The sequence below is a fragment of the Herbiconiux flava genome (assembly GCF_013409865.1).
Lineage (GTDB): Bacteria > Actinomycetota > Actinomycetes > Actinomycetales > Microbacteriaceae > Herbiconiux > Herbiconiux flava.
Genome location: NZ_JACCBM010000001.1, coordinates 3,261,679 through 3,286,595, shown reverse-complemented (window position 1 = coordinate 3,286,595; position 24,917 = coordinate 3,261,679). Strand labels below are relative to the sequence as shown.

Sequence of the window (24,917 nt, the reverse complement as noted above, 5' to 3'; positions counted from 1 at the left end):
GGCCGTTCGTGATTACTGTCTCTGTGACCACCCGGTCCCCAGCCCCGCTCCACCACCCGCCACTCGACGAGAGGACCAGCCATCTCCACCGGAAGCGTCGCCCTCGACGAGCAGACCGAGCGCCTGGGTGCGCGCATCCGCTCGTTCCGGCAGGCCCGTGGCCTGACGCTGGTGGAGCTCGCGCGCCTCGCCGAGCTCTCGCACCCCTTCCTCTCGCAGCTCGAGCGCGGGCAGGCCCGGCCGTCGATGGTGTCGCTCGAGCGCATCGCGCGGGCACTCGGCTCGAGCCAGATCGAGCTGATCGCGGCCGCGACCGACGACCTCGTGCCGGGCGGTGCCACCCAGCGGGTCTCGCTGGTGCGCTCGATGGAGGGACCGCAGGGTCCGTTCGGGGGCGGCGAGGCGCGCATCCTGGTGCACGGCGACGTGCCGTTCGTGCCGATGGAGTTCCGCGGCTCGAACGTCTCGGTGGGGGAGTTCTACACCCACGAGGAGGACGAGTTCCTGCACGTGGTCAGCGGCCGGGTGCTCGTCGACCTCGCCGAGGAGGGCACCTTCGAGCTCGGCCCTGGCGACTCGATCCACTACGCCGGGGGCACCCTGCACCGCTGGTGCTCGGCGGTCGTGGGCGAGTACCACCTGTTCATCGTGAAAGAGCGGAGGGCCGGATGAGCGCCCTGACCCTGCCCGAGATCGACGCCGTGGTGGCCTCCGCCCGGCCGGTCGCCACCGACGTCGTGCTGCTGACCCTGCGGGCCGCCGACGGATCGGAGCTGCCGCCGTGGCAGCCCGGCGCCCACCTCGACGTCGAGGTGCAGCCCGGGGTCGAGCGGCAGTACTCCCTCTGCGGCGACCCGGCCGATCGCAGCGTCTACCAGGTCGCGGTGCTGCGCGAGCCCGACGGACGCGGCGGCTCCGAGCACCTGCACGCCCACGTTCGGGAGGGCGACCGCCTCCGCGTCCGGGGTCCGCTGAACCACTTCGGGCTGCACGCGGTGCCGCCGGGCGGCTCGTACGCCTTCGTCGCGGGCGGGATCGGCATCACTCCGCTGCTGCCCATGATGAGGGCGGCCGACGCCGCGGGCATCCCGTTCACACTCGCCTACGCGGGGCGGTCGCTCGAGCGGATGCCCTTCGTCGACGAGCTCGTCGCCGCGTACGGAGACCGCGTGTCGGTCTACACCTCCGAGCTCGGCCACCGCTTCGCGCTGTCGACCCTGAGCGGCGGAACCCCGTCGGCGCCGGTCGCCGTCTACTGCTGCGGCCCGGCCCGGATGCTCACCGAGCTCGAGCAGGTCGCCCTCGACGCCGGCTGGCCGCCCGACGCGCTGCACCTCGAGCGCTTCGAGGCCCGCGAGGTCACCGAGCCGGTGCGCCAGGAGTCGTTCGAGGTCGAGCTCGAGCTGTCGGGCATGACCCTCGAGGTGCCGCCCGACCGCTCGATCCTCGACGTCGTGGAGGAGGCGGGCGTGCTGGTGCTCTCCTCGTGCCGCGAGGGCACCTGCGGCACCTGCGAGACCCCCGTCGTCTCGGGCGAGGTGGATCACCGCGACTCGGTGCTCACCCCGGCCGAGCAGGAGGACAACGAGGTCATGATGATCTGCGTCTCGCGCGCCGCCTGCCCCCGGCTGGTGCTGGAGCTGTGAGGTCGTTCGCCAGTCGTGTAGTGAGCACGGTCACTAGTTAGACATATGTGTAGACGAGCTAGGGATGCGCGGTCGGCAGCGGCCTCGTCACCGCACCCGCGCCGCCAGCAGCTCGGCCACGTCGGCGGCCAGCGCGCGCTCGTCGTGGCCGACCAGCTCGTAGTCCTTCACGACCACCCGGCCCGCCACCACGACGTGCCGGGGGCGGCGGCCGGGATTCGTCCAGAGCAGGCCGGCGATCGGGTCGGCCACCCCCGCGTCGGCGACGCCCGTGACGTCCCAGACGCAGAGGTCCGCGGCGGCGCCCGGGCGCAGGTGGCCGAGTTCGGCGCGCCCGAGGCCGGTCGCCGAGCCCTCGGTGGCCATGCCGAGCACCGTTCGCGCATCGAGTGGGGGGCCGACGAGGGGGGCGACCTGCAGGGCGAGCCGCGCATCCGCCAGCAGGTGACCGGCGTCGTTGCTGCCGCCGCCGCTCGTGCCCAGGCCGACGGTGATGCCGGCTGCGCGGAGGGCCGCGACCGGGGCGATCCCCCAGCCCATCGGCAGGTCGCAGCCGGGGGCGTGGGTCGCGGTGACGCCGCGCTCGGCGAGCAGTGCGATCTCGTCGTCGGTGACGGCGCAGAGGTGGGCGACGGTGACGTCGTCGGCGAGCCAGCCCCACTCCTCGAGCAGGGCGATCGGGCGGCGGCCGTACTTCTCGAGCGCGATGGCGACGTCGACCTGCTCGTTCGCCTGGGTGCGGCGGCGGAGGCCGTGGGCCGCCGCGACCTCGCCGAGCAGGCGGAAGGTGGCCTCGGAGTCGCTGTGCACGCCGGCCGGGCCGACGGCGACCTGGAGGAGGCCGTCCTCGGTGACCCCGTCGCCGTCGCCGGCCCCGCTCAGCAGTGCGGTCGCGATGGCGTCGGCGGAGGCCGCGGCCTGTTCGGGGTCATCCCGGGCCGATCCGCGCACGAAGGCGAGGCGGGCGCCGAGGCCGCGGGCCGCGTCGGCGGTGCTGCGGGCGATGGCCACCGTGTCGTCGACGCTCGCGCCGGCCGGCCAGTTCAGGTGGTGGTCGGCGATGGTCGTGACGCCGCTGAGCAGGCCCTCGGCGACTCCAGCCCGGGCGGCGACACCGGCACTCTCGGGGTCTATGCCGATCGCGGCATACGCGGCGGCCATGGTGGGCAGCCAGACGTGCATCGGCACGCCGCGGGTGCCCGGGAAGGTGCGGAAGGCGGTCTGCAGGAGGTGGTGATGGGCGTTCACGAGGCCGGGGGTGATGACGCAGCCGGCGGCGTCGAGGTGTTCGGTGCTCGTGGCTGCGGTGGTTGCGGTGGCCGGGGTGGCCGCGGTGGTCGGGGTGGCGTCGGTGCTCGGCGCGGTGCGGCTCGTCGGTACGGTCTCGCTTACCACGAAGCGGCGGGCTTCGTCGCCCTCGAGCTCGGTCTCGGCGTCGACCAGGATGCGCGTGGCGTCGGTGATGATCAGCATGCGCATTGTCTAACAGAGTCATGTGTCAGGCTGATGACGCGGCGCGCACCAGGAGCCGCGGCGTCGATGGAGGTGGACTGATGCTCGAACTGGCATCCGCTCTGCTCGACGCCCTCGGCGAAGGTCGGCGCCTCGCCGTCGCCACCGTCATCGAGGTCGACGGCAGTGCTCCGCGGGCCCTCGGCACCTCGATGGCGGTCGACGACCTCGGGCGTGTGATCGGCAGCATCTCGGGCGGCTGCGTCGAGGGCGCGGTCTACGACGCCTGCACCTCGGCGCTCGTGTCGGGCACCGCTGAGATCTGCACCTTCGGGTTCACCGACGACGACGCGTTCGCGGTCGGGCTGTCGTGCGGAGGGCGGCTCACGGTCGTCGTGCGTCCGCTCGACACCGACGACGCTCCACTCCTCGACGAGCTGCGGCTCGCGCGCGACGGGCGGGCTGCGGGGCTCGCGCTGATGCTGTCGCCCTCGGGGACCGTCGAGGTGCTGACGGCGTCGGGTGAGCTTCCGGCCGGGTCGGGTGGGGCTCCGGATGCGCGGCGGCAGCGCATCCGCTCGGAGCTCGTCGCGGCCGTGCACCGCGGCCGCTCGGCGCGCCGCCTGGTCGACTGCGACGGCGAACTCGTGCAGACGGTGCTGCTCGTCAGCGCGCCCCCGGCCCGGATGATCGTCTTCGGCGCCGTCGACTTCTCGATCGCGCTGTCGAACGCCGCCGCCCTGCTCGGCTACCGGGTCACCGTCTGCGACGCCCGACCGGTGTTCGCGACCCCCGAGCGCTTCCCGTCCGCCGAGGTCGTGAGCCGGTGGCCCACCGACTTCCTCGCCGAGACCGAGGTCGACGAGCGCACGGTGCTGTGCATCCTGACCCACGACGACAAGTTCGACGTGCCCCTGATCGAGGCGGCGCTGGCGCTCGACGTGGCCTACGTCGGAGCGATGGGCTCGCGTGCGACGCACGAGCGGCGGCTCGCCGCGCTGCGTGTGCACGGCGTCGCCGAGGAGTCGCTGGCGCGGCTGCACTCGCCGATCGGCCTCGATCTCGGGGCGTCGTCGCCCGAGGAGACCGCCGTGTCGATCCTCGCGGAGGTGATCGCGGCGCGCAGCCGCGCCTCGGGAAGCCCGCTGCGGGAGACTCGAGGCGCCATCCACTCCGCGGTCCCGTCTGCCGTTCCCGCGCCGTCCGCCGTCCCGTCCCCGTCCGACCAGATCCGGAGCCTCTCGTGACCGAACCCGCCCGCACGATCATCGAGAACGCATACGTCGCCACCGTCGACGCCGCCGGCACCGAGCACGTCTCGGGTCACGTGGTGATCGAGGGCACCGACATCGTGGCGGTCGGGGCAGGGGCGGCGCCGGCCTCGTGGTCGGCGGGAGCATCCGTCACCCGCGTCGACGCGAGCGGGCACCTGCTGACGCCCGGGCTCGTGAACACCCACCATCACCTGTACCAGTGGCTGACGCGGGGGATCGCGCAGGACGCCATCCTGTTCGACTGGCTGACCGCGCTGTACCCGACCTGGTCGCGGATCACGGCCGACACCGTCGGGCCCGGTGCGCTCGGCGGGCTCGCTGTCGGGGCGCTCTCGGGCTGCACCACGATGGCCGACCACCACTACGTCTTCCCGCGGGGTGGCGGCGACATCCTCGGCTCGATCGTCGACGCGGCCGCCACGATCGGCGTGCGTCTGCACGGCACGCGCGGCTCGATGGACCTCGGGGCCTCGCAGGGCGGCCTGCCGCCCGACTTCGCCGTCGAGACCACCGCCGCCGCGCTCCAGGCGAGTGCGGATGCGGTGGCCGACTTCCACGACCCGTCGCGCTCGTCGATGGTGCGGATCGCGATCGCACCGTGCTCGCCGTTCTCGGTCACGGGCGACCTGCTGCGCGAGGCCGCGGTGCTCGCGCGGAGCCTGCCCGGTTCGGTGCGGCTGCACACCCACGGCAGCGAGACGGTGGAGGAGGACGCGTTCTGCCTCGCTCGTTTCGGGCGCACGCCCACCCAGTACCTGGAGGACCTCGGCTGGCTGGGTGAGGACGTCTGGATGGCGCACTGCGTGCACCTCGACGAACCCGCCATCGCCCGGTTCGCGGCCACCGGCACCGGAGTCGCGCACTGCCCCTCGTCGAATGCCCGGCTCGCCGCCGGGATCGCTCCCATTCCACAGCTGCTCGCCGCCGGGGTGCCGGTCGGCCTCGGTGTGGACGGATCGGCGTCGAACGAGTCGGGGGAGCTCGGGACCGAGATCCGGATGTCGGTGCTCGTCAATCGCCTCCGCGGCGGAGCGACCGCGATGACCGGCCGGGACGGGCTGCGGATCGCGACCATGGGCGGGGCCCGGGTGCTCGGGCGTGACGCGGAGATCGGGTCGATCGAGGTCGGGAAGCTGGCCGATCTGGCGCTGTGGAAGGTCGACGGGGTGGCCCACGCGGGGATCGTCGACCCGGTCGCGGCGCTGACGCTGGGGTCGCAGCCGCCGCTGGCGCTGCTGCTCGTGAACGGGCGGGAGGTCGTGCGGGACGGGGCGCTGGTGCGGGTGTCGTCGGCGTCGGTCGCGCGGGGGGTTTCGCGGGCGGTCTCGGCGCTGCTGGGGTAGCTTGTCGCTGTCGCTGTCGCTGTCGCTGTCGCTGTCGCTGTCGCTGTCGCTGTCGCTGTCGCTGTCGCTGTCGCTGTCGCTGTCGGTGTCGCCCGCGCCGGCGCCGGCGCTGTCGCCGCCCGGGTCAGAGCCCGAGGAGGAGCGACGCCGCGATCGCGAGCATCACGAGGGCGATGATGCCGTCGAGCACCCGCCACGCGCCCGGCCGGGCGAAGATCGGCTGCAGCAGTCGCGCGCCGAAGCCGAGTGCGGTGAACCAGATGACGCTGCCTGCCATCGCACCCAGCCCGAACAGCCATCGGGAGTCGCCGTGCGAGTTCGCGACCGAGCCGAGCAGCACCACGGTGTCGAGGTAGACGTGCGGGTTCAGCCAGGTCAGAGCCAGAGCGGTGCTGATCGTGGCGGCGAGACCCGCGGACGATCTCGGCCCCTCCTCGCCGAGCGCGGCCGGCCGCAGCGCCCGGCGCGCGGCGAGGAAGCCGTAGACGATCAGGAACGCCGCCCCCGCGATGCGCGCGATCACCATGAGCACCGGGAGTCGCTCGAACACCAGGCCGAGACCGCTGATGCCGAGTGCGATCAGCACGGCGTCGGACAGTGCGCACACGGCCACGACCGGCAGGATGTGCCGGCGCAGCAGCCCCTGCCGCAGCACGAACGCGTTCTGGGCGCCGATCGCGACGATCAGCGAGAGGCCGAAGCCGAGGCCGGCGAAGACGGGGAGGAGGTCGGTCACAGGTCGACGGTATGCGGCGCTGCTCGCACTGGTCCAGCTAATGTTCCTGAAGCTGCATTAGCATCGCTTATGTGAACTTCGATTCCGCTCACCTGCAGGCTCTTCGGGCTGCCGTCGACGAGGGGTCGTTCGACGCGGCGGCGCGCGTGCTCTCGGTCACGCCGTCGGCCGTGTCTCAGCGCATCAAGGCGCTCGAGAGCGAGACCGGACGGGTGCTGCTGCGCCGCAGTCGACCGGTCGCTCCCACCGAGTCCGGTCGGGCGGTGCTCCGGCTGGCCCGGCAGCTCGAGGCGCTCACGGCGGATGTCTCGGATGAGCTGGGCGGGGACGACACCTCTGGCTCTCTGTCGCCGGCACGCCTTCCGCTGGCGGTGAACGCCGACTCGCTCTCCACCTGGCTGCTGCCCGCGCTCGCCCCGTTGGCCGACTCGATCGTCTTCGAACTGGTACGGGAGGACGAGTCCCACACGGCCGAACTGCTGCGGGACGGGGCCGTGATGGCCGCGGTCAGCGCGACGGCCACCCCGGTGCAGGGATGCTCGTCCGAGCTCCTCGGCGCCATGCGCTACCAGCCGCTCGCCACTCCCGCCTTCGTGTCGCGCTGGTTCGGCGACTCACCGCGCGACTTCTCCCAGGCGCCCATGGTCGTCTTCGACCGCCGGGACGAGCTGCAGCACCGCTTCCTCCGCACCCTGCCCGGTGGGGCCTCGCTCGATCCGCCGCGGCACTACGTGCCCGGTTCGACGGACTTCGTGGAGGCGGTGCGGCTGGGGCTCGGCTGGGGGATGATCCCCGACCTGCAGCGGCCGCCGGAGGGACTGGTCGAGCTCTCGCGCGGGGCGTACATCGACGTGCCGCTGTACTGGCAGCAGTGGCAGCTGCGCACCCGAGCGCTCGACCAGGCGGCGGCCGCCATCCGCGCCGCCGCCGCACGCGCGCTCCGCCCGCCCGTCCCGCTCCCCGCGCGCCCCTAGGTCGTTCTTTCAGGCGGGACCAGGGGAGGGCGGCTACCCGACGAGCTCGCGGGCTGCGGCGGCCAGGCGCCAGACGCGGTCTCGGGAGAGCGGCAGCTCGTGGGGTCGCACGCCGAGCGCATCGCGCACGGCGTTCGCCAGCGCCGGAGCCACCGGGTTGTACGGCGCCTCGCTCATCGACTTGGCTCCGAACGGCCCCACGGAGTCGTCGGTGTCGGCGAAGAACACCTCGGTGACCGGCACATCGGCCAGCTGCGGCAGATGATAGGCCCGGAACACCTGAGTCGTCACCAGTCCCTCCTTCATGATCATCTCCTCGTACAACGCCGAGCCGATGGCCTGGGCGACGCCACCCTCGATCTGCCCGCGCAGCTGCGCCGGGTTCAGCACGAAGCCGGCGTCGGCGGCGTGCACCGACTGCAGGATGCGCACCTCGCCGGTCAGCTCGTTCACCGCCACCCGGAATCCGTGGATGTTGAACGCGATCGACCGCTTCGCCCCGTCCTCCTGCCCCGTGGCCGTGAGGCTGCCGCCGGCCCGCGCGGCGATGTCGGTCAGCGGCACGAACGTCTCGCCGATCCGTACGCCGTCCCCCTCGAGGTGGCCCTCACTCCAGGCGCCGGCGATCTCGGAGGCGGTGCGCAGCACGGCCGCCTTCAGCGAGGTGGCTGCCGAGTGCAACGCCTTGCCCGCCACGACGGTACCCGCCGAGCCGAACGCGCCGGTGTCGTACCCCACACCGTCCGTGTCCGACTGCCGGATGCGGATGCGGTCGACCGAGGTGCCGAGCACGCTCGACGCGATCTGGGTGTGCACCGTCGTGGTGCCGTTGCCGAATTCGGCGGTGCCGACCGCGGCCAGGTACGTTCCGTCGGCCTCCAGGGTCATGGAGACGGTCGAGAAGTGCCCGCGAGGCGGCATGGTCGCGATCATCGCCGCGGCGACGCCGGTGCCGAGGCGCCAGCCGGAGCCCGTCGGGATCTCGGCCTCGTTGCCGCGTTGCAGCGCCTGCTGAGTCAGGTCGAGGCACTGGTCGAGGCCGTAGCTGCCGAAGACGAGGTCGTCGCCCTCGACGTGCGAGGCCACGAGCTGCTGCCCGGGCCGCACGACGTTGCGCCGGCGCAGCTCGAACGGATCCATCCCCAGCTCGTGCGCCAGCTCGTCCATCGCCGACTCGATCGCGAACGACACCTGCCCGAGCCCGTAGCCGCGGAAGGCACCCGAGGGGATGTTGTTCGTGTAGACGACCTCCGCATCCACCTTCTTGTTCGGGGCGTTGTAGAGGCTGACGGTCTCGCCGACACTGTGGAACATCACGCCGGGGCCGTGGTTGCCGTAGGCGCCGGTGTCGCTCAGCACGTCGACCGCGATGGCGGTGAGCGTGCCGTCGACCTCGGCCGCGAGCTCGACCGACACCCGCATCGGATGCCGGCAGGGCGCGATCGTGAACTCGTCGTTCCGCGTGAACTCGAACTGCACGGGGAGCCCCGTCTTCAGCACGGCGGCCGACACGACGTCCTCGGTCAGGATCTCCTGCTTGCCGCCGAAGCCGCCGCCGACCCGGGCGGTGAAGACGCGCACCCGGTCCTGCTCGAGGCCGAAGATGTAGGCGAGCTCGTCGCGCACCAGGAACGGCACCTGCGAACTCGTCCGCACGACGAGCCGGCCGTCCTCGTCGAGCCAGCCGACCGAGCCGTGCGTCTCCAGCGCCGCGTGCGAGACGCGGTGGGTCTGCCAGGTGCCGGTGACGTGGGCGGATGCTCCGGCCACCGCCTCGGCGACCGAGCCGATCTCGGTGTGCACCGAGGCGATCACGTTGCGCTCGGGCTCGGCCACCCGGGCGACGACCGGGTCGAGGTCGCCGTGCAGCAGGGGAGCCCCGGGCTGCCGGGCCTCCTCGGGGTCGAAGACGGCCGGGAGCACCTCGTACTCGACCTCGATCAGCCGGCAGGCCGCCTCGGCGATCGCGATGCTGTCGGCCACGACCGCGGCGATGCGCTGCCCGCGGTACCGCACCACGGTGTCGAAGAGCGTCGTGTCGTCGGGGTCGTCGGTGCGGAACTGGTGCCGGGCCGTCGAATACAGCCGCTCGGGGGAGTCGGCCGCGGTGAGAACCGCATGCACCCCCGGCAGGGCTTCGGCGGCAGTGGTGTCCATCGAGAGGATGCGCGCGTGGGCGTGCGGCGACTGCAGCAGCTTGAGGTGCGTGACACCGGGCACGGCGACGTCGAGCGTGTACGGCTCCCGCCCCGTCACGATCCGCCGTCCGGCGGGCGCGCCCACCGAGGTTCCGACCGTCCGCGGCGTGGCGATGCTGGCGGGAGCCTCGACCGCCTCCGACACGGTCGCGGCAGGCAGCGTCCCCTCGGGCAGCGTCGAACCCGGCCCCGACGTCGTCGTCTCCGGCTCCGCGTCGGTGCCGCCGGCGGCGCGGGCGTGACGACCGGACTTCGTCGTGATCAGCCGCCCCTCCACCGGAGCGGGCGTCGCCCCGTCGGCGAGACCGGCGCCGGCGCAGACACCCGCACGGATCGACTCCTCCACCGCCCGGTACCCGGTGCAGCGGCAGAGGTTGCCCTTCATCAGGCGCGGCAGGTCGTCGAGCTGCTCGGGCTTCAGCGTCGTCGCCGTGACGACCATGCCCGCGGTGCAGTACCCGCACTGGAAGCCTGCGTGATCGACGAAGCTCTGCTGCATCGCGCTCAGGTCGTCGGGGTCGCCGAGCCCGGCCACGGTCGTCACCACGCGGTCCTCGACGCGGTAAGCGGGATACACGCACGAGTGCACGGGGGTGCCGTCGACGATCACCGAGCAGGCTCCGCAGTCGCCCGAGTCGCAGCCCTTCTTCACCTCGAAGTGCCCCTGGTCGCGGATGAAGGTGCGCAGGCACTGCCCGGCGATCGGCTCGGCCTCGTGCTGCTCGCCGTTCATGATGAATCTCATCGCGCGTCCCCGCTCGTCGTCTCGTCGCTGGTGGTCGTCCCGTCGCTGGTGGTCGTCCCGTCGTCGTCGATCCCCGAGCCGACGATCGCCTCAGCGGGCGAGGGCGCGGGCGCTGTTGCCGCGCTCGCCGGACGCACCGTCGTGTAGTCGCTCGGCGCGGCCTCGCCCGGTGGCAGACTCAGCTCCTCGCGGATCTCCTCAGCCAGGAGCAGCGACACGCCCCGCCGCCAGTCGGCCGCGCCGTGCGGGTCGGTGAACCACGAGTCGATCGCTCCGACCGCCGCGGCCAGCTCCGTGCTCCCGGGAATCGACGCGAATCGCACCTGCTCCGGATGAACCGTCGCCCCCGACACCGTCAGCACGAACGACCCGTCGAGATCGAGCCGCCCCACGATGACGGCCCCCGATCGCCCGACCGGCGACAGCGCGATCTTGCGGTAGGCGGTTCGCCCCTCGAGAGCGTGCCGCGGTACATGAAGGGAGCGCAGCACATCGCCGGGACCGAGGGCGTTCCGCCCGTTGCCCGTCACGAACTCGGCCACGGGCATCCGCTCGTCTGTGCCGTCGGCCCGCCAGACGAGGGCTTCGGCGTCGAGCGCGGAGAAGAGTGAGGTCATCGGCCCGGCGGGCAGCGAGGCGCAGATGTTGCCGCCCACGGTCGCGACGTTCCACACCTTGAACGAGCCGAGCAGGGCGGTGCAGCACTGGAAGAAGAGCGGATGCGCGGCCCAGCCCCACGCGTCGGGCAACTCGGCGAGCTCCGCCAGCCGGCAGGTCGCGGCGACCTCGAGCCCGTCGGCGGTCACCGTGAGCGACGGCCACTCCAGGGTCATCAGGTCCACGAGGGCCGTCAACTCGTCCTGCCGCTCGGAGAAGAGCCACGACCCGCCCGCGAGCGGCGCGACGTCGCTGCGGAGGAGGGCGAGATCGCCGCGCGAGCGGGCCGGGGTGATGGCGGCGACGGTGTTGAGGTCCACGTGGTGCTCCGTTCGAAGGGTGCTGCAGAACTCAGTGAACCTCAGCAATGTGTCTGAGATGTAACACGGCCCGAATTGGGGGTAAGTCGGACGGCGTCCCACGCCTGTGCAGGAGTGGATGGCCGCCGGGGCGGCGATCAGCCGAGCGAGGCCACCCACTCCGTCGTGCCGTCGTCGAAGGCCTGCTCCTTCCAGATGGGCACGGTCTTCTTCACGTCGTCCACCAGCTCGGCGCAGGCGGCGAAGGCGTCGCCCCGGTGCGCCGCTGCGACCGCGCAGGCGAGGGCGAGGTCGCCCACGACGAGATCGCCCGTGCGGTGCACGATGGCGACGCGGGTCTCCGGATGGGCGGCGGCGATGCGCAGAGCGGACGCCCGGATCGCCTCGGCGGCCGTCGGATGAGCGGTGTAGCTCAGCGCGGTGACTCCCCGGCCCTCGTCGTGGTCTCTGACCACCCCGGCGAAGGTCACGACCGCTCCCGAGGTCGCGTCCTCGACGGCGTCGGAGCACTCGTCGATCGTGATCGTCTTCTCCGCGATCCTGGCGATGACGACGCGGTTCTCCACAGATCCGCCCGAAGATGAAGGAATGTCAGTCGGTGCGGGCATGATCGCCTCCATGGATCTGATCGATGAGATGAACGAGCACCCCGTCCAGCACCCCGAGGCCGTCGCGCACACCGCCGCCCGACCCGGGCAGGTTGACGATCACGGTCCGACCGGCCACGCCCGCGATGCCCCGCGAGAGAACGGCTTTCGGGGTGTGAGGGGCGCCGACCCGCCTGATCTCCTCGGCGATGCCCGGCACCTCGAAGTCGATCACGGCACGGGTCTGCTCGGGCGTGCGATCGGTGGGGGAGGCGCCGGTGCCGCCCGTCGTGACGACGAGGTCGACGCCCGCGCCGACGGCGTCGCGGAGCGCTGCGCCCACGGGCTCTCCGTCGGGCACGACGTCGACGGAGGCGGTCCACCCGCGCTCCTGCAGCCAGCGCTCGATCACGGGCCCGGTGGCGTCGGCGTAGACCCCGGCGGCCGCTCGGTTCGAGGCGACTACGACGCGGGCGGTACGGTGATCGGCGTCGTCCTCGCCGTGCGCCCGGGCGGGCACCGCAGCGTCGGCGTGGCTGTGGTCGTGGTCGTGGTCGTGGTCGTGGTCGTGGTCGTGCGGATGCTCGTGGTGCGTCATTGCCGGCTCCAATCGCCGCTCGCGCCGCCGGATTTCGACAGCACCTCGATGTCCGTCACGCGCGCGGCGCGGTCGACGGCCTTGATCATGTCGTACACGGTCAGCGCCGCGACCGAGGCGGCGGTGAGCGCCTCCATCTCCACCCCGGTGACACCGGTGGTCTTCACGGAGGTGGTGATCCGCACGCTGGACTCGGCGATCTCGAAGTCCACCGTCACCCCCGAGATCGGCAGCGGATGGCACAGCGGAATGAGTGAGGAGGTCTGCTTCGCCGCCATAATCCCGGCGACGCGCGCGACCGCCAGCGGCTCTCCCTTAGAGAGTGAGCCGTCCGCGAGCATCCTGATCACGTCCGGCCGAGTGTGCAGCACGGCCTGCGCGCTCGCGATGCGCTTCGTGATCGCCTTGTCCGACACGTCGACCATGTGGGCCGAGCCGTCGGCCGTGACGTGGGTGAGCTCTGAACCGTCAGCCATCGATCCTCCAGTAGTCGAGTTCGTCGCCGGCGGAGACCGACGAGACGCCGACGGGAACGTGCACGAGCACGGTCGAGCCCGCGTACGAGTGCAGCAGATGGCTCGACGGCCCGCCGACGAGCTCCAGTGTGCCGTCCCCGCGTACGAGGCCGCGTCGCAGCTGGTGATGGTTCGGCGGCGAGTCGAACGCCTCGGCCACCACACCGCGCCGCAGCTCGCGCGACGTCGTCCGTGCTCCGGAGGCGGTGAGCAGCGCCGGGCGGAGGAACGCCTCGAACGACACCAGGGCACTCACCGGGTTGCCCGGCAGGCTGATCACGGGGCGGTCGACGGATGCTCGTCCCCCCGCTCCCGGAACGGACGCGATCCCGAACCCCTGTGGCCCGCCCGGCTGCATCGCGACCTTCATGAACTCGACTCCGAGTGGTCCGAGAGCGTCCCGAACGACTTCGCGGGCGCCGGCGCTCACCCCGCCGACGGTCACGATCAGATCGACGGCCGCCGCTTCCTGCGCCAGCAGCTCGAGAAGGTCCTCGGCGTCGTCGGAGCGGCAGGGCACGGGTGTCACCGCGCAGCCGATGGCCAGGAGGGCCGCCGTGAGGGCGGACGAGTTGGCGTCGAAGATCTGGCCCGGCTCGAGCGCGCTGCCGGGCTCACGGATCTCGTGCCCCGTCGACACGAGCAGCACCCGCACGCGCCGCCGCACCGGAACCGAGGTCGCGCCGGTGCCCGCGATGACGCCGAAGTGAGCCGGGCCGAGCACGGTCCCGACGGTCAGCAGCACGTCGCCCTCACCCACGTCGCTGCCCGCCGCGCGCACGAACTGACCCGTGGGCACCGCCTCGCCGAACGCGACCGTCCGGGTGACGCCGTCGTCGTCGAAGAACGCCGGCGGGTCGGCCCGTTCGATCTGCACCACCGCGTCAGCACCCTCGGGCACCGGCGCCCCGGTCATGATCGGCGTGGCCGTGCCGGGTGCGTGGGTGCCGAAGGTGTCGCCCGCGGCGATCCGCGGTGCGACGGTCAGGGCGACGGGAGCGTCGGTGCTCGCCGTGGCGAGGTCGCTCGACAGCACGGCGTACCCGTCCATCTGCGAGTTGTCGAAGGCGGGGAGGCTCGACGGGGCGATCAGATCGGTTGCGAGGATCCGCTGCGCGTAGCGCTCCGGATGGGCGGCCATCTCGGTGGCGGAGACGCTCAGCTCCTCCGCTTCGCCGGTGGCGGCGACGCCGCCCAGCAGCGCGATGATCTCGCGGCGATGCTCCTCGATGGTTCGCATACGCCCAGTGTGCCCCATGCCCGCCGCCAGCTCGTCGCGACTGGACCGCCAGTGGGCCCGGTGCCCGCCGTCACCCCGCTCCGAGCCGACCGCGCGGCTGGAGGCACCTGGTGACTCTCCGACGATCGGTGTTGCCACCCTCACCCACCGGTGCGGGCGTTCGTGCCGAATACCGGGCATGTTCCGTCCGCCCTATCAGCCCGCGCTCTCGAGCTCATCCCCTGTCGCCGCACTCGAGGCAGCACCTCTGCACTCGATCCGGCCGCGATCGCGCGCGGAAGGTGAGGGCCGGGTGGTACCGGGAGGGACGGCCGGGCGGGCATCCAAAGCGCTTAGGGTGGAGGCATGAGCGTCGGTCTGGGCATCCCGGTGGTGAAGCAGGCGCCGAGTGCGGGGTCTGCGCCCGAGCCGCGCGGCGCCGTCATGCTGCCGAGCGACCGGCCCGACGACGCCAGGCTGATCGACCGCTTCGGCCGCAGCGGCACCGACCTGCGCATCTCGCTCACCGACCGCTGCAACCTCCGCTGCACGTACTGCATGCCCGCCGAGGGCCTGCCGTTCCTGGCACCGCCGTCGCTGATGTCGATCGACGAGATCACCCGCTTCGCCCGTATAGCCGTGACCGAGTTCGGCGTGCGCCAAGTGCGCTTCACCGGGGGAGAGCCGCTGCTGCGGAAGGACCTGGTCGAGATCATCCGCGCCGTGGCCGCACTCGAGCCGCGCCCCGAGATCTCGATGACGACCAACGCCATCGGTCTCTCGAGCCGGGCGGAGGCGCTCGCCGAGGCCGGACTCGACCGCATCAACGTGTCGCTGGATTCCATCGAGCCCGAGACCTTCGCGAAGATCACGCGTCGGCCCTTCCTCAGCCGGGTGCTCGCGGGCATCGACGCCGTGGGCGCTGCGGGGCTCGTCTCCACCAAGATCAACGCCGTCCTGATGCCCGGCATCAACGACGACCAGGCCGTCGAGCTGCTGGAGTGGGCGCTCGCCGGAGGCCACCAGCTGCGCTTCATCGAGCAGATGCCGCTCGACGCCGACCACGTCTGGAACCGGGATTCGATGATCACGGCCGACGGCATCCGCGAGCGGTTGAGCGTGCGCTACCTGCTGAGCCCCGACGAGGCGCCGCGCGACGGCGCCCCGGCCGAGCTGTTCCAGGTGCGCGAGCGAACTGCCGGACCGGCCGGGCCGATGCTCGGGCTCGTCGGGATCATCGCGTCGGTCAGCGAGCCGTTCTGCTCCGACTGTCGGCGCACGCGGCTCACCGCCGAGGGCGCCGTGCGCAGCTGCCTGTTCTCGCACACCGAGACCGACCTGCTCGGGCCCCTCCGCGACGGAGCCGACGACCGCGAGATCGCCGACCTGTGGCGCGGCGCGATGTGGGCGAAGCCGTCGGGGCACAACATGAATTCGGCCGGGTTCGAGCAGCCCGACCGCCCGATGAGCGCGATCGGAGGCTGACGTGAGCATCCAGGTGAGGTACTTCGCCGCGGCCAAGGCTGCGGTCGGCCGGGCGGAAGAACGCGTCGATCCCGCGCCCGCGACGATCGGCGAGCTCGTCGACGCCCTCGCGTCGAGAGCTCAGGATGCGCGTGCCGCCGCGGCGGTCTTCGACCGCTGCTCCTACCTGCACAACGGGCGCGCCACGACCGACCGCCGCACCGCGCTCGCGGACGGCGACACCCTCGACGTCCTCCCGCCTTTCGCCGGCGGCTGACCCCGCCTGCGCGCCGTGACGCGCCGGCGCCTCCAGGTGCGACGCGCCCCCGCGCTCAGTACCGCGGCGCCGACGGGTCGACCTCACGCGACCACGCGTCGATGCCGCCCTGCACGAACGTCACGTCCTCCCAGCCGTTCGCCCGCAGCAGCGCCGCGGCCTGCTGCGACCGCGCGTCGTGGTGGCAGTGCAGGATGACCTTCTCCTGCGGCGGCAGGATCTCCCGCGCCTGGTCGCTCAGGATCTGCCCGAGCGGCACCAGCTCGGCGCCCTCGATGGCGACGAGCTGGTTCTCGTACATCTCGCGCACGTCCACGAGCACGAAGTCGGCCTCGCCGCGCGTGCGCGCCTCGAGCAGCGACTTGAGCTCGGGAGCGGTGATCGACGGGGTGGGGGTGGTCTCTGACGTCACGGTGGACTGCCTTTCGAAGAGAGCGGTGGCGGGGCCCGACGAGCCGGACCCCTGCTTGGTGAAGCTGTACGGCTCGCCGATGTTGGCGGCGCCGCGGGTGCGCCGGGCGCCCGGGCTGTCGCGGTTCGCGGCCTTGCCGAACGGCACCTCGCGCCAGGAGGCGTCGAGGGCGTCGTGCACGAGCAGCCGGCCGAGCAGGGGCTCGCCGTAGCCGCCGAGCAGCTTCAGCGTCTCGGTCGCCATGACGGCGCCGATCGCGGCGCAGACCGGGCCGAGCACGCCGGCGACCGAGCAGGTCTCACCGGGGTCGGCGTCGGGCTGCTCGGGGTAGAGGTCGTCGAGGGTGCGGTCCAGGCCTTCGGCCGCGGTGGCCCAGAACACCGTCACCTGCCCGTCGAAACGCAGCACCGAACCCCAGACGAGCGGCTTTCCGACGAGCGCGCAGGCGGCGTCGACGACGTACTGCACCTCGAAGTTGTCGGTGCCGTCGACCACGATGTCGTACTCCGACACCAGCTCGAGCACGGTCGCGGGGGTGACCTCGGCGTCGTGCTCGACCACCTCGATCAGCGGGTTCTGGGCATGCACCGTGGCGGCCGCGGAGGCGACCTTGCGTTCGCCGACCCGCGCATCCGGGTGGATGGTCTGCCGCTGCAGGTTCGACACCTCGACCGTGTCGTGGTCGGCGATGCCGATGGTGCCGACGCCTGCGGCGGCGAGGTACTGCAGCACGGGCGAGCCGAGGCCGCCGGCGCCGAGCACGAGCACGTGCGCATCCTTCAGCCGGCGCTGGCCGTCGACGCCGACGTGCGGCAGCGAGATCTGCCGCGAGTACCGCAGCAGCTCCGCGCGGGTGAGCTCGGGGCCGGGTGAGACGAGGGCGGGCAGCGGCATGCTCTCAGCCTACGGGCGATTCCGGATGCTCGGCCGGCGCCCGGCACCACCCACGCCCCGCTCCCGTCGCTGTCGGTGGCCCGTGTGAGAATCGGTGCCGTGATCACGCTGCGCACCACGACCACCGACGACCCGGCCTTCCGGGAGCTGGAAGCGGAGCAGGTGGCCGATGTCATGCGCCGGTACTCCAGCGACGACCCCGGCCCATCGGTGCACGGTGGGCTGGCTGCGGTGGTGGCCGAGCAGTCGCAGGGCGATGGAGACGCCCGGATCCCGGTCGGCTGCATCGCTCTGAGCCCTCTGGGTGAAGGGCGCGATGGAGAGGCCGAGATCAAGCGCGTCTACGTGCGCGAGAGCGCCCGGGGCCAGAAGGTGGCGCGCCGGCTGCTGGCCGCGATGGAGGAGATCGCGCGGGAGGGCGGAACGCGCATCCTGAAGCTCGAGGTCGGCCAGATGCAGCCCGAGGCGGTGGCCCTCTACACGAGCGAGGGCTGGCAGCGCACCGACTGCTACGGCTACTGGAAGGACGAGCCGCTCGTGATCTGCATGATGAAGCGGCTCGACGCCTTCCCCGCGGCGGCCGCGACGGCGTAGCCTGACCGCCATGGCACTCCGCTTCGAACAGATCGTGGTCGACTCCGAGAACCCCAAGGCCCTCGCCGACTGGTGGCGCGAGGCGCTGGACTGGCAGCTCACCTACCAGAGCGAGGACGGGGAGGACGCCGAGTACGAGATCGCGCCCGACGCCGAGACCCACCCGAGCCTGCTGTTCCTCGCGGTGCCCGAGAAGAAGACGGCGAAGAACCGCCTGCATCTCGACTTCGTCCCCGAGGGCGCGGCGGACGCCCAGGCGACCGAGGTCGCCCGCCTCGAGTCCCTCGGCGCCACCCGCGTCGACATCGGCCAGACCGACGTCAGCTGGGTCGTCCTGGCCGACCCCGAGGGCAACGAGTTCTGCGTGCTCCGCGCCCGGTGACCGCGCCACGGCCCCGCAGCGCCGCAGCGACGGCGCCCCAGCCGCTACCGTAGGGTGCACCGAAGAACGGAAGGCCGCGCGTGCACCTGAAGAGCTTGACCCTCAAGGGCTTCAAGAGCTTCGCCAACCCCACCACCTTCGCCTTCGAGACCGGTGTCACCGCGGTGGTCGGGCCGAACGGCTCCGGCAAGAGCAACGTGGTCGACGCCCTCGCCTGGGTGATGGGGGAGCAGGGCGCCAAGACCCTCCGTGGCGGCAAGATGGAGGACGTCATCTTCGCCGGCACGAGCACCAAGGGCCCGCTCGGCCGGGCCGAGGTCACGCTCACCATCGACAACGCCGACGGGGCGCTGCCGATCGACTACTCCGAGGTGACGATCCGGCGCACGCTGTTCCGCAACGGCGGCAGCGAGTACGCGATCAACGGCGAGAACTGCCGGCTGCTCGACGTGCAGGAGCTGCTCAGCGACTCCGGGCTCGGTCGCGAGATGCACGTCATCGTCGGGCAGGGTCAGCTCGACGCGGTGCTGCACGCCACCCCCGAGGGGCGTCGCGGGTTCATCGAGGAGGCCGCGGGCATCCTGAAGCATCGTCGCCGCAAGGAGAAGACGCAGCGCAAGCTCGAGGCGATGCAGGCGAACCTCACGCGGCTGTCCGACCTGGCGGGCGAGATCCGGCGGCAGTTGAAGCCGCTCGGGCGCCAGGCCGAGATCGCCAAGGAGGCGCAGTCGATCGCCGCGATCGTGCGCGACGCCAAGGCCCGGCTGCTCGCCGACGAGGTCGTCACCCTGCGCACGGCCCTCGACGCGGCGGCCCGCAGTGAGAGCGAGAGGCACACCGAGCGCATCGTGCTGCAGGAGCGTCTCGAGCAGAACCAGCTGCGGGTCGCCCGCATCGAGCAGGCGCAGGTGGGCGATGCCGTCGACCTCGCGCGCCGCACCGCCTTCGGCCTCGAATCGGTGCAGGAGCGGCTGCGCAACCTGTACAACCTCGCCAGCCAGCGGCTCGCCCTGCTCGGTGGCGAGGACGCGGTCCCGGACGCGGGGCCGAGCGTCACCCCATCGATGGTCGCCGACTCGCGCGACGAGGTGGTGCGGCTGCAGGCCGAGGTCGCGGGCGCGCAAGACGCCTGGGACGCCGCCAAGCGCGCCACCCTCGCCGCCCGCGGCTCGCTCGACGCCCTCGACGAGCAGATCGCCTATCAGAGCTCGCTCGTGTCCAAGCACGACCTCGAGCTGTCCAAGCTCGCCGGCCAGCTCGAGTCGGCCAACTCGCGGCTCGCCGCCGTGCGGGGCGAGGTGCTGCGGCAGCAGAACGCGCTCGACGCCGCCGTCGCCCGTCGCGACACCGCCCAGGCGGAGTTCGCCCGCGCCGAGGCCGAGGCCGCCGAGGTGCAGGTCGACGAGACCGATCTCGACGAGGGCTACGAGTTCGCCCAGTCGTCGGTGTTCGAGGCCGAGGCCGAGATCGAGCGCCTGCGCGACGAGCTGCACACCCATGAGCGCGAGCGCGACGCCCTGGCCGCGCGCACCAGCGCCCTGACGATGGCGCTCGACCAGAAGGACGGCTCGGCCGAGCTCGTCGGCGCGCGTCTCGACGGCATCCGGGGGCTCGTCGCCGAGCACGTCAAGGTCACCCCGGGCTTCGAGGCCGCTGTCGCCGCGGCGCTCGGAACGCTCGCCGACGCGGTGCTGGCCGCCGACGTCGACTCCGCCGTGAACGCGGCGCAGGCCGCGGCCGCCGGTGACATGGGTCGCGTCGAGCTCGTCATCGCCGATACTCCGGGGGGTGCTCCGGATGCGCTTCCCGCCGCCCTGGCCGACACCGACGGCATCACCCCGGCCGCCCGCGTGGTGACCGGCCCGGCCGGCGTCCTCGGCGTGCTCGCCTCGACCGCCATCGCCGACGACCTCGACGCGGCACGCCGGGCCTGGCAGCGGATGGAGGCGGACGGCACCGCATCCGCGGGACTCACCATCGTGACGAGACAGGGCGAGGTGCTCACCCGCTACGTGCTGCGCGGCGGCTCGGGCGCGACGCGGTCGCGCATCGAGCTGGTCGCCGAACGCGACTCCGCCGCCGTGCTGCTGGAGGAGGAGGGCTCGGTGATCGAGCGCGCCCGCTTCGCCCTCGCCGAGCAGCGCGGCATCGTGCAGGTCGCGAAGGAGCAGTCGCAGAGGGCGCTGGCGGCGCTCCGCGAGCACGACTCGAAGCTCGCCTCGCGCACCGAGCGGCTCGGCCGGCTGCGCGCGCAGCTCGAGGCGAGCGGTGCCGAGCTGGAACGACTGCAGAAGAGCCTGTCCATCGCCCAGGACTCGGTCGGGCAGGCCGAGCAGGGGGCGGAACGCGCCCGGCGCGAACTCGAGGTGGCGCGGGAGCGGCCGCGCCCCGTGCTCGACGTGAGCTCGCGTGACGGGCTGCTCACCGAGCTCGAGGCGGCGCGCGACCGCGAGGTCGAGGCGCGGCTCGGCGTCGAGACGGCGCGGGAGCGGGTGCGGGCCGAGCAGGCGCGCACGGCGGCACTCGAGCGACAGCTCGAGGCCGATCGCGCGGCGGCGGAGGCGGCGGCACGACGGGCGGTGATCCGGCGGAGGCAGATCGCTTCGGCCACCGCGGTCGCCGAGGCGCTGCCCGCGGTGCTCGCGTCGGTCGACCGCTCGGTCGCCGAGGCCGCCGTGCTGCTCGCGCGCCGCGAGGCGGAGCGCGCCGAGCAGAACGAGGAGCTGACGGCGCTGCGGCGCGACGAGGCGGCGCTCCGCGAGCGGCTGCAGTCGATCACCGAGAACATGCACGGTCTCGAGCTGCAGATCTACGAGAAGAAGCTGCACCTGTCGAGCCTGCTCGAGCGGGCGGGCTCCGAGCTCGGCCTCGTCGAGGACGTGCTCGTGGCCGAGTACGGGCCCTCACAGCTCGTGCCCGACGACGACGCCGTGACGGCGCCCCGCGCATCCGCTGCTCTCACCGACGACGAGTCGCCCGAGCCGCAGGGTCGCCCCTTCGTGCGCACCGAGCAGCAGCAGCGCCTCGCGAAGGCGGAGCGGAAGCTCGCCGAGCTCGGCCGCGTGAACCCGCTCGCGCTCGAGGAGTTCGCGGCGCTGGAGCAGCGCCACAAGTTCCTGAGCGACCAGCTGACCGACCTGACGAACACGCGGAAGGACCTGCTGACGATCATCGAGGAGATCGACGACCGCATGCAGATCATCTTCGAGAGCGCCTTCGAGGACACGCGGGAGGCGTTCACCAAGGTCTTCCCCGTGCTGTTCCCGGGCGGCACCGGATCGATCTCGCTGACCGACCCCGACAACCTGCTGACGACCGGCATCGAGGTCAGCGTGAAACCGGCGGGCAAGAAGATCGAGCGGCTGTCGCTGCTCTCGGGCGGGGAGCGGTCGCTCGCGGCCGTGGCGCTGCTGATCGCGATCTTCAAGGCGCGGCCGAGCCCGTTCTACATCATGGACGAGGTGGAGGCGGCGCTCGACGACGCCAACCTCGGCCGTCTGCTGACGATCTTCGAGGACCTGCGCCAGACCAGCCAGCTCATCGTCATCACGCACCAGAAGCGCACGATGGAGATCGCCGACGCGCTCTACGGCGTCTCGATGCGCCAGGACGGCGTCTCGGCGGTGGTGGGCCAGCGCGTCGGCCAGCCCACCACCTGACCGGACTAGTGAGTCGAGGGCTCGGTCTCGATCTCGGTGCGGTCGCCCGACCAGAGGGTGTGGAACACGCCCTCCTTGTCGACGCGCTTGTAGGTGTGCGCACCGAAGAAGTCGCGCTGACCCTGCACGAGGGCGGCGGGCAGGCGCTTCACGGCGAGCGAGTCGAAGTACGACAGCGCCGAGCCGAAGCCGGGCACCGGCACGCCCGAGAGCGCGGCCGTCGACACGACGCGGCGCCAGGCGGCCTCGCCGTCGGCGACGGCCTTGGCGAAGTACGGGTCCTCGAGCAGCGACGCGATGTCGGGGTTGTTCTCGTAGGCCTCGACGATGCGGTTGAGGAACTGCGCGCGGATGATGCAGCCCGCGCGCCAGATCTTCGCGACCGCGCCCTTGTCGATGTCCCAGCCGTACTGCGTCGCGCCGGCGATGATCTCGTCGAAGCCCTGCGCGTACGCGACGACCTTCGAGGCGTAGAGGGCGGCACGGATGTCGTCGGCGAACGAGTCCACGTCCACGTCGACGACCGAGGGCCGCGAGGTGATCGTCGCCTGCACCGCGGCGCGCTGCGCGGGCTTCGACGACACCGAGCGGGCGAACACGGCCTCGGCGATGCCGCCGACGGGCACGCCCAGGTCGAGGGCGTTCTGCACGGTCCACGAGCCGGTGCCCTTGGCGCCGGCCTGGTCGAGCACGACGTCGACGAACGGCTTGCCGGTGTCGGCGTCGACCTGACGCAGCACCTCGGCGGTGATCTCGATCAGGTACGACTCGAGGTCGCCCGAGTTCCAGGTCTCGAAGACCTCGGCGATCTCGGTCGGCTCGCGACCGGTGACGGTGCGGAGCAGGTCGTAGGCCTCGGCGATCAGCTGCATGTCGGCGTACTCGATGCCGTTGTGCACCATCTTCACGAAGTGGCCGGCGCCGTCGGTGCCGATGTGGGTGACGCAGGGCTCGCCCTCGGCGACCGCGGCGATCGACGCGAGGATCGGGCCGAGCGTCTCGTACGCCTCGGCGGTTCCGCCGGGCATGATCGAAGGGCCGTTCAGCGCACCCTCCTCACCGCCCGAGATGCCGGCACCGACGAAGTGGATGCCGGTGGAGGAGATGTCCTTCTCGCGACGGATCGTGTCGTGGAAGTTCGCGTTTCCGCCGTCGACGATGATGTCGCCCGGCTCGAAGCGCTGGGCCAGCTCGGAGATGACGGCGTCGGTGCCGGCTCCGGCCTGCACCATGATGATCGCCGTGCGCGGCTTCTGCAGGCTCGCGACGAAGTCGTCGATCGACTCCGACGCGACGAAGCCGGCCTCGGGATGCTCGGACACGAGCTTGCGGGTGCGCTCGGGGGAGCGGTTGTAGACGGCCACCGTGTTGCCCTCGCGGCTGGCGAGGTTGCGGGCCAGATTGGAGCCCATCACCGCCATCCCGACGACTCCGATGTTGGCGGTTGCAGCTGATGACATGCCGGTTACTCCTCGTAGAAAGCGAACGTCTCCAGAGTAGTGGAGGCGATGCGCTAGACTCGGGCACTGAACTTCGGCGAGGGATGCGGGCGACTGCCGCGCATCCGTTATCGACGCGGTGGATCAGGCCTCAGCAGTCTTTCCTCTCGCTTCATGCGGTCGAGTTGAAACCCCTCACACAACTGCGAGCCCGATCGGGCCGCGAAGGAGCAGAACAATGTCAGAAGACACTCGCGTCACCGCGGAGACCCGCACCGAGTTCGGCAAGGGCTTCGCCCGCCGCACCCGTGCCGCCGGCAAGATCCCCGCCGTCATCTACGGCCACGGCACCGAGCCGCAGCATATCTCGCTGCCCGGCCACCAGACCGCGCTCATCCTGCGCAAGTCGAACCAGGTGCTCGAGCTGACCATCGACGGCGTCGAGTCGCTCGCGCTGGTCAAGGACGTGCAGAAGGACCCGGTGACCCAGATCATCGAGCACATCGACCTCATCGTCATCCGCAAGGGTGAGAAGGTCCAGGTCGAGGTCAACGTGCACCTCGAGGGCGAGTCGGCCCCCGGCACCATGGCCACGCAGGACTCGCAGACCGTGCTGCTCGAGGTGCTCGCCACGAGCATCCCCGAGAGCGTCACCGTCTCGATCGAGGGCCTCGAGGACGGCGCGGTCGTGCGTGCCGCCGACATCGAGCTGCCCGCCGGCTCCACCCTCATCACCGACGAGGAGACGGTCATCGTCGGCGTCACCATCCCGACCGAGGAGCCCGACGACGAGCCCGCCGAGGGCGAGGGCGCCGCCGAGTCGACCAGCCCGGCCCCGGCCGACGCCGAGTAGCAACCTCAGTTCCTGAGACGACGGCCGATCGAGTGAACGACGATCTGCACCTCGTGGTCGGGCTCGGCAACCCCGGGCCCGGCTACGCGGGGAACCGTCACAACGTGGGTCAGATGGTCACCGCCGAACTGGCGGCCCGTCTGCGTGCGACGTTCAAGAGCCACAAGGCGAACGCGCGGGTGGCCGAGGGACGCATCGTCCCCGGCGGCCCGCGCTTCGTCGTGGCGAACCCGAACATCTACATGAACGTGTCGGGTGGGCCGGTGAACGGCCTGCTGAAGTTCTACGGGCTGACGCCCCAGAAGCTCATCGTCGTGCACGACGAGCTCGACATCCCGTTCGACACCCTGAAGCTCAAACAGGGCGGCGGCCACGGCGGTCACAACGGCCTGCGCGACATCATCGCGGCCACCGGCAGCAACGACTTCATCCGCGTGCGGGTCGGTATCGGCCGCCCGCCGGGCCGCATGGACGCGGCCGACTTCGTGCTGAAGGACTTCAGCTCGACCGAGAAGCAGACGCTCCCCAACCTCATCGACGAGGCGGCGGATGCGGTGGAGCTCATCGCCGGCTCGGGCCTGACGACCGCCCAGCTCAAGTTCCACACGGCCTCCTAGTCGCGATCGGCGGAATGCGGCGGCCTCGACGGCGCATTCCGCGGTCGGAGCGGCCACGAGGT

22 protein-coding genes are annotated in these 24,917 nt (G+C 72.0%); 12 read left to right on the top strand and 10 right to left on the bottom strand.

Annotation, left to right across the window (positions count from 1 at the left end; genetic code table 11):
• The first annotated feature begins 81 nt into the window (after positions 1-81).
• Positions 82-672: a helix-turn-helix domain-containing protein gene (locus BJ984_RS15665; RefSeq protein ID WP_179549509.1), complete on the top strand. Its 591-nt coding sequence runs from the start codon at positions 82-84 to the stop codon at positions 670-672.
• Positions 669-1,646, top strand: a complete 978-nt coding sequence (locus tag BJ984_RS15660) for a PDR/VanB family oxidoreductase (protein ID WP_179548783.1) — start codon at positions 669-671, stop codon at positions 1,644-1,646. The genes BJ984_RS15665 and BJ984_RS15660 overlap by 4 nt, the downstream gene beginning before the upstream one ends.
• Positions 1,647-1,733: 87 nt before the next feature.
• Here the strand turns inward: BJ984_RS15660 and BJ984_RS15655 are convergent, their stop codons facing one another.
• Positions 1,734-3,119, bottom strand: coding sequence for an amidohydrolase family protein (locus tag BJ984_RS15655; RefSeq protein ID WP_179548782.1), 1,386 nt, complete (start codon positions 3,117-3,119; stop codon positions 1,734-1,736).
• Between the two features lie 80 nt (positions 3,120-3,199).
• Between BJ984_RS15655 and BJ984_RS15650 the strand changes: the two genes are divergently transcribed.
• Positions 3,200-4,345, top strand: a complete 1,146-nt coding sequence (locus tag BJ984_RS15650; RefSeq protein WP_179548781.1) for an XdhC family protein — start codon at positions 3,200-3,202, stop codon at positions 4,343-4,345.
• Positions 4,342-5,715 (top strand): 8-oxoguanine deaminase, encoded by a 1,374-nt coding sequence (locus BJ984_RS15645; RefSeq protein ID WP_179548780.1) that lies wholly within the window; start codon positions 4,342-4,344, stop codon positions 5,713-5,715. The genes BJ984_RS15650 and BJ984_RS15645 overlap by 4 nt, the downstream gene beginning before the upstream one ends.
• Before the next feature lie 124 nt (positions 5,716-5,839).
• Here the strand turns inward: BJ984_RS15645 and BJ984_RS15640 are convergent, their stop codons facing one another.
• Positions 5,840-6,451, bottom strand: coding sequence for a LysE/ArgO family amino acid transporter (locus BJ984_RS15640; RefSeq protein ID WP_179548779.1), 612 nt, complete (start codon positions 6,449-6,451; stop codon positions 5,840-5,842).
• A 71-nt stretch (positions 6,452-6,522) separates the two neighbouring features.
• Between BJ984_RS15640 and BJ984_RS15635 the strand changes: the two genes are divergently transcribed.
• Complete coding sequence (locus BJ984_RS15635) at positions 6,523-7,425, top strand: LysR family transcriptional regulator ArgP (protein WP_179548778.1); 903 nt, start codon at positions 6,523-6,525, stop codon at positions 7,423-7,425.
• 33 nt (positions 7,426-7,458) lie between these two features.
• Here the strand turns inward: BJ984_RS15635 and BJ984_RS15630 are convergent, their stop codons facing one another.
• From BJ984_RS15630 to BJ984_RS15605, 6 genes are all read right to left on the bottom strand, one after another.
• The gene (locus BJ984_RS15630) at positions 7,459-10,368 is read right to left on the bottom strand and encodes a molybdopterin-dependent oxidoreductase (protein ID WP_179548777.1); all 2,910 of its coding nucleotides are present in this window, start codon (positions 10,366-10,368) and stop codon (positions 7,459-7,461) included.
• A complete protein-coding gene (locus tag BJ984_RS15625) occupies positions 10,365-11,345 on the bottom strand; it encodes an FAD binding domain-containing protein (protein WP_179548776.1) in 981 nt (326 codons plus the stop codon). The genes BJ984_RS15630 and BJ984_RS15625 overlap by 4 nt, the downstream gene beginning before the upstream one ends.
• A 137-nt stretch (positions 11,346-11,482) precedes the next feature.
• Positions 11,483-11,953: a molybdenum cofactor biosynthesis protein MoaE gene (locus BJ984_RS15620; protein ID WP_179548775.1), complete on the bottom strand. Its 471-nt coding sequence runs from the start codon at positions 11,951-11,953 to the stop codon at positions 11,483-11,485.
• The gene (locus BJ984_RS15615; RefSeq protein ID WP_179548774.1) at positions 11,937-12,530 is read right to left on the bottom strand and encodes a MogA/MoaB family molybdenum cofactor biosynthesis protein; all 594 of its coding nucleotides are present in this window, start codon (positions 12,528-12,530) and stop codon (positions 11,937-11,939) included. Before BJ984_RS15615 ends, BJ984_RS15620 begins: the two co-directional genes overlap by 17 nt.
• A complete protein-coding gene (gene moaC / locus BJ984_RS15610) occupies positions 12,527-12,955 on the bottom strand; it encodes a cyclic pyranopterin monophosphate synthase MoaC (protein WP_309298948.1) in 429 nt (142 codons plus the stop codon). The genes BJ984_RS15615 and moaC overlap by 4 nt, the downstream gene beginning before the upstream one ends.
• Before the next feature lie 43 nt (positions 12,956-12,998).
• Complete coding sequence (locus BJ984_RS15605) at positions 12,999-14,285, bottom strand: molybdopterin molybdotransferase MoeA (RefSeq protein ID WP_246306478.1); 1,287 nt, start codon at positions 14,283-14,285, stop codon at positions 12,999-13,001.
• A 345-nt stretch (positions 14,286-14,630) separates the two neighbouring features.
• On the opposite strand from BJ984_RS15605, the gene moaA reads away from it, so the two are divergent.
• Together moaA and BJ984_RS15595 are read left to right on the top strand one after the other, a co-directional pair.
• Positions 14,631-15,749: a GTP 3',8-cyclase MoaA gene (moaA, locus tag BJ984_RS15600; RefSeq protein WP_179548771.1), complete on the top strand. Its 1,119-nt coding sequence runs from the start codon at positions 14,631-14,633 to the stop codon at positions 15,747-15,749.
• A gap of 1 nt (position 15,750) precedes the next feature.
• A complete protein-coding gene (locus BJ984_RS15595) occupies positions 15,751-16,005 on the top strand; it encodes a MoaD/ThiS family protein (protein WP_179548770.1) in 255 nt (84 codons plus the stop codon).
• 55 nt (positions 16,006-16,060) lie between these two features.
• Here BJ984_RS15595 and moeB read toward each other — a convergent pair whose 3' ends face one another.
• A complete protein-coding gene (moeB, locus tag BJ984_RS15590; RefSeq protein WP_179548769.1) occupies positions 16,061-17,311 on the bottom strand; it encodes a molybdopterin-synthase adenylyltransferase MoeB in 1,251 nt (416 codons plus the stop codon).
• Between the two features lie 99 nt (positions 17,312-17,410).
• Here moeB and BJ984_RS15585 point away from each other — a divergent pair, with 99 nt between their 5' ends.
• The 3 genes from BJ984_RS15585 (at position 17,411) to smc (ending at position 21,946) form a co-directional block, all read left to right on the top strand.
• Complete coding sequence (locus BJ984_RS15585; protein WP_179548768.1) at positions 17,411-17,905, top strand: GNAT family N-acetyltransferase; 495 nt, start codon at positions 17,411-17,413, stop codon at positions 17,903-17,905.
• Positions 17,906-17,915: 10 nt separating this feature from the next.
• Entirely contained in the window at positions 17,916-18,287 is a 372-nt protein-coding gene (locus tag BJ984_RS15580) for a VOC family protein (protein ID WP_179548767.1), read from the top strand.
• A gap of 80 nt (positions 18,288-18,367) precedes the next feature.
• The gene (gene smc / locus BJ984_RS15575; RefSeq protein WP_179548766.1) at positions 18,368-21,946 is read left to right on the top strand and encodes a chromosome segregation protein SMC; all 3,579 of its coding nucleotides are present in this window, start codon (positions 18,368-18,370) and stop codon (positions 21,944-21,946) included.
• A gap of 5 nt (positions 21,947-21,951) precedes the next feature.
• Here smc and gndA read toward each other — a convergent pair whose 3' ends face one another.
• Positions 21,952-23,406, bottom strand: a complete 1,455-nt coding sequence (gndA, locus tag BJ984_RS15570) for an NADP-dependent phosphogluconate dehydrogenase (RefSeq protein ID WP_179548765.1) — start codon at positions 23,404-23,406, stop codon at positions 21,952-21,954.
• A gap of 217 nt (positions 23,407-23,623) precedes the next feature.
• Between gndA and BJ984_RS15565 the strand changes: the two genes are divergently transcribed.
• The gene (locus BJ984_RS15565; protein ID WP_179548764.1) at positions 23,624-24,238 is read left to right on the top strand and encodes a 50S ribosomal protein L25/general stress protein Ctc; all 615 of its coding nucleotides are present in this window, start codon (positions 23,624-23,626) and stop codon (positions 24,236-24,238) included.
• A 32-nt stretch (positions 24,239-24,270) separates the two neighbouring features.
• Positions 24,271-24,855, top strand: a complete 585-nt coding sequence (gene pth / locus BJ984_RS15560) for an aminoacyl-tRNA hydrolase (protein WP_179548763.1) — start codon at positions 24,271-24,273, stop codon at positions 24,853-24,855.
• Positions 24,856-24,917 lie beyond the last annotated feature (62 nt).